This is a genomic window from Stutzerimonas stutzeri SDM-LAC, assembly GCF_000235745.1.
GTDB lineage: Bacteria > Pseudomonadota > Gammaproteobacteria > Pseudomonadales > Pseudomonadaceae > Stutzerimonas > Stutzerimonas stutzeri_H.
The window spans coordinates 1-9005 of record NZ_AGSX01000164.1 but is presented as its reverse complement, the minus strand read 5'-3'; the positions used below and the strand labels follow the sequence as shown (position 1 = coordinate 9005).

At 60.1% G+C, this 9005-nt stretch carries 9 protein-coding genes and 1 riboswitch; of the genes, 8 read left to right on the top strand and 1 reads right to left on the bottom strand.

Annotation, left to right across the window (positions count from 1 at the left end; genetic code table 11):
- Positions 1-113: 113 nt before the first annotated feature.
- The 5 genes from PSTU_RS0116120 to nhaD all read left to right on the top strand — a co-directional run bounded on the left by PSTU_RS0116120 (position 114) and on the right by nhaD (position 4471).
- Entirely contained in the window at positions 114-785 is a 672-nt protein-coding gene (locus tag PSTU_RS0116120) for a DNA-3-methyladenine glycosylase I (protein ID WP_019342049.1), read from the top strand.
- Between the two features lie 73 nt (positions 786-858).
- Positions 859-1626 carry an NAD-dependent protein deacylase gene (locus PSTU_RS0116115; protein WP_019342048.1) on the top strand — a complete coding sequence of 256 codons (768 nt, stop codon included), beginning with the start codon at positions 859-861 and terminating at the stop codon, positions 1624-1626.
- A 64-nt stretch (positions 1627-1690) separates the two neighbouring features.
- A complete protein-coding gene (locus PSTU_RS0116110; RefSeq protein ID WP_019342047.1) occupies positions 1691-2338 on the top strand; it encodes a C40 family peptidase in 648 nt (215 codons plus the stop codon).
- 83 nt (positions 2339-2421) lie between these two features.
- Entirely contained in the window at positions 2422-2952 is a 531-nt protein-coding gene (locus PSTU_RS0116105; protein ID WP_019342046.1) for a C40 family peptidase, read from the top strand.
- Positions 2953-3205: 253 nt separating this feature from the next.
- A complete protein-coding gene (nhaD, locus tag PSTU_RS0116100; RefSeq protein WP_019342045.1) occupies positions 3206-4471 on the top strand; it encodes a sodium:proton antiporter NhaD in 1266 nt (421 codons plus the stop codon).
- Positions 4472-4521: 50 nt separating this feature from the next.
- On the opposite strand, the gene PSTU_RS0116095 is transcribed toward nhaD, so the two are convergent.
- Positions 4522-5325 carry a metallophosphoesterase family protein gene (locus PSTU_RS0116095; RefSeq protein WP_019342044.1) on the bottom strand — a complete coding sequence of 268 codons (804 nt, stop codon included), beginning with the start codon at positions 5323-5325 and terminating at the stop codon, positions 4522-4524.
- A gap of 160 nt (positions 5326-5485) precedes the next feature.
- Positions 5486-5701: riboswitch (cobalamin riboswitch) on the top strand.
- Between the two features lie 109 nt (positions 5702-5810).
- Here PSTU_RS0116095 and btuB point away from each other — a divergent pair.
- From btuB to cobO, 3 genes are read left to right on the top strand one after another with little or no spacing between them, the layout of a single operon-like run.
- Positions 5811-7685, top strand: coding sequence for a TonB-dependent vitamin B12 receptor (gene btuB / locus PSTU_RS0116090; RefSeq protein ID WP_019342043.1), 1875 nt, complete (start codon positions 5811-5813; stop codon positions 7683-7685).
- Positions 7686-7722: 37 nt separating this feature from the next.
- The gene (locus tag PSTU_RS0116085; protein ID WP_019342042.1) at positions 7723-8292 is read left to right on the top strand and encodes a hypothetical protein; all 570 of its coding nucleotides are present in this window, start codon (positions 7723-7725) and stop codon (positions 8290-8292) included.
- Entirely contained in the window at positions 8289-8900 is a 612-nt protein-coding gene (cobO, locus tag PSTU_RS0116080) for a cob(I)yrinic acid a,c-diamide adenosyltransferase (protein ID WP_019342041.1), read from the top strand. Before PSTU_RS0116085 ends, cobO begins: the two co-directional genes overlap by 4 nt.
- The last annotated feature ends 105 nt before the right edge of the window (positions 8901-9005 follow it).

The following is a 9005-nucleotide window of genomic DNA, read 5'->3' as shown; positions in this document are numbered from 1 at the left end:
CGGATCGGCTGCGCCGCTAGCGCGAACCAGCCCGGCCGAGACGGCCGGGCTTGCGACCTCGGGTTACCAAAGGCAACCTGTGTGGCTCGTTTCAATCGATGGTCAGGACTTGCATGCGCGACTACAAATGGCTGCACGAATATTGCCTTAATCGTTTCGGCTCAGCCGCTGCATTGGAGGCCCGCTTACCACAGCCCAATAGTCCCGGCGAGCTTCGCGCCCTTACGGATGACCGTTACCTCTCGCTGATCAGCCTGAGGATCTTTCGTGCGGGCCTCAAGCACAGTCTGGTGGATGCCAAGTGGCCTGCGTTCGAAGAAGTATTCTTTCGCTTCGATCCGGAAAAGCTGGTGTTGATGGGCGGCGAGCATATCGAGCGGCTGATGCAGGACACACGCATCATCCGCCACCTGGGCAAGCTCAAGAGCGTGCCGCGCAACGCGCAGTTCGTACTCGACGTGGCGAAGGAAAAGGGGAGTTTCGGCAACTTGATCGCTGAATGGCCAGTAACGGATATCGTCGGTCTGTGGCGTCATCTGGCCAAGCACGGCAGTCAGCTGGGAGGCCTTTCGGCGCCACGTCTGCTGCGCATGGCGGGCAAGGACACCTTCATTCCCAGCAATGACGTTGTGGCCGCGCTCAAGGCGCAAAAGGTGGTGGACAAAGTTCCAAGCAGCCAGCGCGATCAGGCTGCTGTTCAGTCATTGTTCAATGATTGGCACGACCAGAGCGGCCGGCCCATGTGCCAGTTATCTGTGATGCTCGCTTTTACGGTCAACCACTGAACTCGGTTGCATCAATGCTGGCCTATCCCCATGTAGCCATACGAATCGTGGCGCTAAGGTGGCGGGAGGGCATATGAACGAGCCGCTGACGCGAGTTGCCGATGCACTGATCCGCGCCGACCGTGTCCTGATCATTACCGGCGCCGGACTTTCGGTGGACTCGGGGCTGCCAACCTACCGAGGTATCGGCGGTATATATAACAGCCATACAGAAGATGGAGTGGCAATCGAGACTGCATTGTCGGGGTCGATGTTGCGCCATGATCCGGCGCTGTGCTGGAAGTACCTCGCGCAGATCAGCCGTGCCTGTGTTGCAGCTGCGCCCAACAGAGGGCACCTGGCCATTGCTGAACTGCAGCGACACAAGCCGGGCTGTTGGGTCTTGACGCAGAATATAGACGGTTTTCATCAAGCTGCAGGAAGTCCGCCCGAGCGACTGATCAAAATTCATGGCAGCCTTTCGCCGTTGTTCTGCATGGAGTGCGGTTATTCGGCTGAGGATCGGATCGAATATCTCGCGCGACCACTACCGCCACGCTGTGATGCCTGTGGCGGCGTGCTGCGCCCGCCCGTGGTGCTGTTTGAGGAAATGCTTCCGGAGGCGGCTTTGCACCGGTTGCAGACTGAACTGGCGGAAGGCTTCGACGCGGTGATCGCGATAGGTACATCGGCAAGCTTCGCTTACATCGTCGAGCCGATATTGAAAGTGCGGCATGCCGGCGGTTTTACAGCTCGGATCGATCCCGCTGTCGACGAGCTGTCGCTTCTGGTCGATGTTCACATTGCCGAGCGCGCGTCAGACGTTTTGCCGCAGCTAATCCGTCACATTTTCCCTGATTGAATTTGCCCATCGGGGAATGAGCAGGCATAGTCTCGGCACTTCCAGCTTCTGACCTGACCGTGCCATGCGCAAACGCCTCGCACCCCTGTTGCCTTTTGCTCTGATTTCGCTGCTGACCGCTTGCGCCATGCAGCCAGAGGAAGCGGAAACCCAGCACCCATTGCAGGGCTTTCAATTCGACCTTCGCACCGATTCAGCTGAACGGGATAGCAACGCTCCGGTGGCAGCTGACGAGCCGACCGAGCAACAACTTCGAGAGTTGGCGGACGACCAGAGCTACGAACTCCCCGCGCTAGCAGATAGCGTCGTCGAGCGCGGCTTTACACTGGTTGGCACCCCGTACCGCTACGGTGGCAGCTCCACCAAGACGGGATTCGACTGCAGTGGCTTTGTCAGTTTCCTGTTCCGCAAGGAAGCCGGCATCGAGCTGCCACGCTCGACCCGCGAAATGATCAACCTGGATGCGCCGAAGATCAAACGCAGTGACCTGGAACCGGGTGATGTCGTGTTCTTCAACAATCGCGGCCGCGGTCGTGTCAGTCATGCCGGTATTTACATCGGTGGCGACCAGTTCATCCATTCCTCGAGCAGTCGCAGCGGCGGCGTTCGGATCGATAGCCTAGACGACAAATACTGGCGTTCAAGCTTCATGCAAGCCAAGCGGGTTCTGGCCCTCGCCCATGATTCGAGTGCCATTCCCACTCGTCACTGAGTGTTGAGATAGGCCCGCAGCGGGCTTGCTTCCGGTTCCACATGCCGGCAGAGTGATGGCTCATTTGCCTGGACTGCTCTGCCATGCCTCTTCTGGCTCGTTCTACAGCTGTTCTGCTGGCCGCGATGCTGCTTGCCGCTTGTTCCAGCCAAGCGCCGGTCGAGCCGGTAGCCGTCACGCCTTTGCCAGCGCCGCAGGAGTTTCCCGGCGCAGCTGAAGACGTACTGTTCACAGCTTTGGGGTTGGTCGGTACGCCATATCGATACGGCGGAAATACCCCCCAGGGTGGTTTCGATTGTAGTGGCCTGATCACCTATGTCTACCGAGGCGCGGCTGGTGTCGCTTTGCCGCGTACGACTCGCGCAATGAATGCCATGCGCGGCGCCACGATCAGGCGCGATGCGTTGAAAGCAGGGGATCTGTTGTTCTTTGCCACCAGCGGTGGGCGCCGTGTCAGCCATGCGGCCATCTATGTCGGCGAGGGGCGTTTCGTTCATGCGCCGTCAACCGGCGGAACGGTTCGTCTGGATAGTCTTTCCAACAGCTACTGGCAGAAGAACTACCTCGGCGCCAAGCGTGTGCTCGATAGCGACCGTCTCGCTCAAAATCCCTGAAGCGGCTTGGAGTCACGGATGACAGCGCTTCACCCATTCCCTCGGCCCTGGCTGTCGACCAAGCCGGCCGGGTTCGTGCCTCGCCATTAGCCTCGACCGCGTCCAGGTCGCTGCGTCGGAATAGTTTCGAAATACTCTCCGGTTTGACATTTGTCAGATGTCGAAATGCCGCAGTTTGGCTATGATCGGCGCCCCAAACTTCTCGGGTGCGCAATCGCGCACGAACCGTCCCTCCTTATGCGTTAGGTGCCTCATGCCTGAAATACTTCAGTACGTGCTGATCGGCCTTGCCGTGGCCGCTCTGCTCGGTGTCGTTCTTGAAGAAATCACCCACATCAACAAAGCCAAGGTCACGCTGTTCTTCGGCACGTTGGCCTGGATGCTGCTCTTCATCTTTTCCCCGCAGGGCGCTGAGCGCGACCTCGTACTCGCCAGCCTCAACGAGAACATCGCAGAGATCGCCGGGCTGTGGATCTTTCTGGTTGCGGCGATGACGTTCGTCGCCTACCTGAACAAGAAAGGCCTGATCGAGAACCTGATCTATCTGCTTTTGCCGAAACAGATCAGCGAACGGCAGTTGCTGTTCCTGACTGCGACGTTCTGCTTTGTGTTCTCCTCGCTGGCGGACAACATCACCGCGACGCTGGTCTCGATCACCTTGATCATGTCGCTCAAGCTCAGTGCCGAGAAGACCATCAGATACGCCGCGCTGGTGGTGTTTGCGGTGAACTCTGGCGGCGTGGCGCTGATCACCGGTGACGTAACCACCTTGATGATATTCCTTGCCGGAAAGGTGCAGATTCTGCAGTTGCTGCTGTTGGCGCTTCCGGCTTTCCTGGCGGTCATGCTGCTCGCTGCGATGCTCTCGCTGGGGATGAACGGCCAGGTCGTGGTGGAAAACCACCGCACCGATGTTCGTCGGGTCGATATCGCCATCGCACTGATCTTTCTCGGCACAATCCTGTGCACCATCGCTGGCAACTTCTTCTTCCAGATTCCGCCCGTGCTGACCTTCCTGACCGGGTTGTCGATCATGTTTCTGGTGGCGCGCTTCTTCAGCGATGACATCGAAACCGACCCGATCCTGGAATACGTCCGCCAGGTCGAGTTCGAAACCTTGCTGTTCTTCCTCGGCATTCTGCTGCTGGTCGGCATGCTCAAGGAAATCCACGTGCTCGACGGCCTGGTGCGTATCTACGACCAGGTGCCTGCGGTAGTCGCCAACTACCTGATGGGCGTCTTGTCCGCCGCGATCGACAACGTGCCGTTGACCGCCGCACTGCTGAAGTCCGGCCTTGAAATGGGCATCGCTGAGTGGATGGTCCTGACCTACGCGGTCGGCGTCGGCGGTTCGTTGCTGGTCATTGGTTCCGCAGCCGGCATCGTCGCCATGAGCAAGGTGCCGGGGCTGACCTTCGGTAGCTATCTCAGATACAGCCTGTACCTGTTCGTTGCATTCAATCTTGGCTTCGCAGGCGTGTATCTGACGGGCCTTGTGGTCGCAGGCACGATCGGCTGAACCGCGCTCGACGGCGCGGCAGCTCATCCCCCTTGGGTGGGCTGCTGCGCTTACCAGTGCAGGTTGAAGTGCGAGCCGAGCATGAATTGATCGTCGAGCAAGTCCCAGCGTTCGACGCAGACTCTCTTGTCAGCGCCTGGGTGCAACTTCATCCGGTTGAACGAGTTCGGCGAGGTGCCACGCACACGTGACGAGAGTGTGGTTCCGGCCTGAACCATCCAGATCTCCCGCGACAGCGCGGTGTATTGTTTTGACAAGGGCAATACATAGGGCAGGTGGATGTGCCCGCCCATCACCAGGTCCAACCCTTCATCGGCCCAGCGGTGCAACGCAGCATCGGCGTTGTGCTGCAGGTTGCTCAGGTCGCTCAACACCATTGCGCCGAATGGCTGGTGCGCGACAACTATACGTACCTTGTTTGGGTCGCTCTGTTTGAGCCGCCGCGTGACAGCCTGCACTTGCTTCTCGGTCACCAGTCCATCCTTGTGCCTTCTTGGATGGGTAGTGTTGAGACCGATCACCAACATCTCGTCGTTTTCGAAAGTCGGCTCCAGCTCTTCGCCGAAGTGGCGACGGTAGTTGCGGTAGGGCATCAGGAAACGAGCGAAGACGTTGTACAGAGGGATGTCGTGGTTACCCGGAATCACCAGCGCTTCGGGGATGCCATGACCCTGCAGGCGCTGGACAAAGGCCTGGGCATCGGCGAACTGTCCGGCCCTGGCGCGCTGCGTGATGTCGCCGGAAAAAATCAGCAGATCCGCACCGTGCTCGCGCACGTGGTCTTCCATGGCTTGCACGACGGCGGCCTGTTCGGTGCCGAAGTGGGTGTCGGAGATCTGCACGATGCTGGTCATGGGTGGCTGTGTTCTCGTCTGATGTGCGTGACGGGTGACATTGTTGCATTCGAAGCCAATCGGCGCCTGGCGTTCCGGCAAATTGCCAACAGCGGCGTCGAAACGTGCGGTGGCGTAGCGTCCTGATCGCTTTCGGTTGCGCTGTGCAGGGCCTTGGACTACCCTCCGCGCTGCTTCAGGTGCCACTGGCGAAACGCCAGAGGTGAAACAGGGAAGCCGGTTCATTCGATGAAGATTCCGGCGCTGCCCCCGCAACGGTAGGCGAGACAGGACACCGCTCACAGCCACTGTGCCACAGGCATGGGAAGGCCGCGGTTCCAGGATGCAAGACATCCGCTCGCAAGCCCGGAGACCGGCCTGTCGCATTCCACGGCAGTGCGGCGGGCGCTGATCGGGGTGCGGCTGCTTGCACCTGCGCTCCTTTCGCATTCTCCGTCTGCCCTTATCGACTGTTGTCGTGCGGCGGGCATGACGGAGACCTGAACTTGACCTGCAAGACCCTCAACACCTCGGCAGCGTGCGTGCTGCTTGGCTATGCTTCGCTGTCCCATGCTCAACCAATCCAGCCGCTGAACCTCAACGACCAGGTGGTTACGGCCACGCGCACCGAGCAGGTGCTCAGCCGTATTGCCTCCACCAGCGTCATCACTCGCGAACAGATTGTGCGCAGCCAGGTGCAGAGCGTTCCTGAACTGCTACGCGGCCTTGCGGGCGTCAACGTCACCTCCAATGGCGGCCGCGGCAAGACCTCGTCCGTCTACGTTCGCGGTACCAGCAGCCAGCATCTGCTGGTGCTGGTCGATGGGGTGAAAATCGGTTCGGCCACGTCAGGTGGTGCATCGCTGGAAAACATTCCGGTCGAGCAGATCGAACGTATCGAGCTGGTTCGTGGGCCGCGTTCCAGCCTGTACGGCTCGGAAGCCGTGGGCGGGGTCATGCAGATCTTCACGCGGCGCGGTGAAGGCGAAGGGTTCAAACCCTATTTCTCTGCAGGCGCGGGCAGTCGCTCCAGCTTTGATGGTACTGCCGGCATATCCGGTAGCCAGGGTGCCGGCTGGTTCAATCTCGGCGTGGCAAGCGCCTCAACCGACGGTATCAATTCGCGGACCTATCGACCGACCGCGCCACGTGCATACGAAGCTGATGCCGACGGTTATCGCGAGCTGTCCGGCGCTTTGCGCGGCGGCTATCGTTTCGATAACGGACTGCAGCTGGATGGCAGCTGGCTGCACGTCGACACCCACAGCGACTACGACTCTCGGTCCACTTCAGGAGCAACTGGTCGCTTCGCCTATAGCGACGGCAGCCAGCAAGTCATCGGGGGTCGGGCACGATTCACGCCGCTCGCCCCGTGGCTGGTCACCTTGCAGGCCGGTCACAGCGAAGACAACACGGACAATTTTCGCGACGGTCGTTTCTATTCGCGTTTTGACACCAAGCGCGATTCTTTCAATTGGCAAAACGACTTCAGCGTCGCTGATGACCAGCTCCTCACCCTTGGTTTCGACTACCAGGAGGACCGCATCGACGTGACGGACGACTATGCGGTGGATGCTCGCGATAACAAGGGTGCCTACCTGCAGTATCAAGGTCGCTTCGGCCGCCATGGCCTGTTGGCTGGCCTGCGGCGCGATGACAACGAGCAGTTCGGCAACCATGATACCGGCAACCTTGGCTGGAGTTATGACCTGCGCGAAAACCTGGTGCTGAGCGCGTCCTACGGCACGGCATTCAAGGCACCCACCTTCAACGATCTCTATGCGCCGGACACCGGCTTCACGGCCGGCAATCCCGACCTGAAGCCTGAGGAGTCGCAAAGCTACGAGTTGGGCTTGAGGGGTGAGCAGCGATGGGGTGAGTGGAGCCTCAACGCGTTTGAAAATCGGATTGAGGACCTGATCATCTGGGCCGGTAGCAGCCCGATGCAGCCGCAGAACGTCGATGTGGCGCGCATTCGTGGCATCGAAGGTGTTGTCGGCACCGAGCTGCTGGGCTGGGATGTCGTCACCTCAGTGACCGTCCTCGACCCGCAAGACCGCAGCAAGGCCAATCACGGGCACCTGCTGCCACGTCGTGCGAAACGTTCGCTGAATGTCGATCTGGACCGTGTCATCGGCCGCTTCGCTGTCGGCACGACGCTGTACGCCGCAAGCGAACGTTTCGACAGATCCAGCAATACCGATGCTGAGCGTTTGCCCGGCTACGCCCTGGTAGACCTGCGCGGTGAATACCGTCTCGATGATGCCTGGCGGCTGCAGGCAAAGCTGAGCAACCTGTTCGACCGCGACTACGAAACCACCCAGACCTATGAACAGCCCGGCCGCGCGATCCATTTCACGATTCGCTACCAGGCCCTCTAATCGCGCCCGCTGGCGTGTCGCCCAAAGGAGAACACTGATGATCAAGCTATCCCCAAGAGCCCAACTGGCGGTCGGCCTGGCGCTGGTCGCGCTGATGGCCATGACCCGCGGTCAGCATTTCGCTTCGCTCAACCTGCCAAGCGCCTCCTGGGCAGTGTTCTTTCTGGCGGGTGTGTTGCTGGCGCCGCGTTGGGTGTTTCCGGCTTTGTTCGTCGAGGCCTCGCTGCTGGATTTTGTAGCCATTCAATGGCAGGGCGTGAGCAGTTACTGCGTATCACCAGCGTACTGGATGCTGGTGCCTGCCTACGGCTCCCTGTGGTTTGGCGGACGAATGTATGCGCGCTTGCACCGTGATCAACTCAGTAGCCTGGCGCTGCTGGCCGGGCTGGTAATGCTCAGTGCCTTCGTGTGTTACCTGTTTTCGGGTGGCGGTTTCCTGTTTTTCTCCGGTCGCTATCCGGATCCGAGCCTGGCGCAGCTGGCCGAACGCATCGGCACCTACTATCCGCGTTATCTGGGCAATCTGGCGCTGTATGTCGGCACCGCTGCGGTCTTGTTCGTCGGGCTGCGTGCGTGGATTGCACAGCGTGAAGGAGCTCGCGCATGAGTGAGTCAAGCGAGCGCGATACCCGTCACAAGGCGCGCATGCAGCGTAAAAAAGCCGTGGTAGACGAGAAGATTGCCGAAGCGCAGGACGAGTACGGCCTCTTGCTGGTGCACACCGGCAATGGCAAGGGCAAGAGCAGTTCGGCCTTCGGCATGGTGGCTCGTGCGCTCGGCCACGGCATCAAGGTCGGCGTGGTGCAGTTCATCAAAGGCGCGGCGAGCACCGGCGAGGAGAGCTTCTTCCGACGCTTTCCCGATGAGGTTCGTTATCACGTAATGGGCGAGGGGTTCACCTGGGAGACCCAGGACCGCCAGCGTGACATCGCCAAGGCGAGGGAAGCATGGGGCGTCGCGGCTCAGCTGTTAGCCGACCCGGAGATCGGCCTGGTGGTGCTGGACGAGCTGAATATCGCGCTCAAATACGGTTATCTGGAACTCGACCCCATCCTTGCCGATATCGAGTCACGACCCCTGTTGCAGCATGTGGTGGTCACCGGCCGCGGCGCGCCGCCCGGATTGATCGAAGCAGCCGACACCGTGACGGAAATGAGCCTGGTCAAACATGCGTTCAAAGCGGGTGTGAAGGCACAGAAAGGGGTGGAGTTCTGATGCGGGTCCCTGCGTTAACGACGAAGGTAGAGTGGCTGAGGCGTCCTTCATCCGCCGTTGGCGTTGGTGGCGGATGGGCGGAGCATCATCCACCCTACGTTGCCG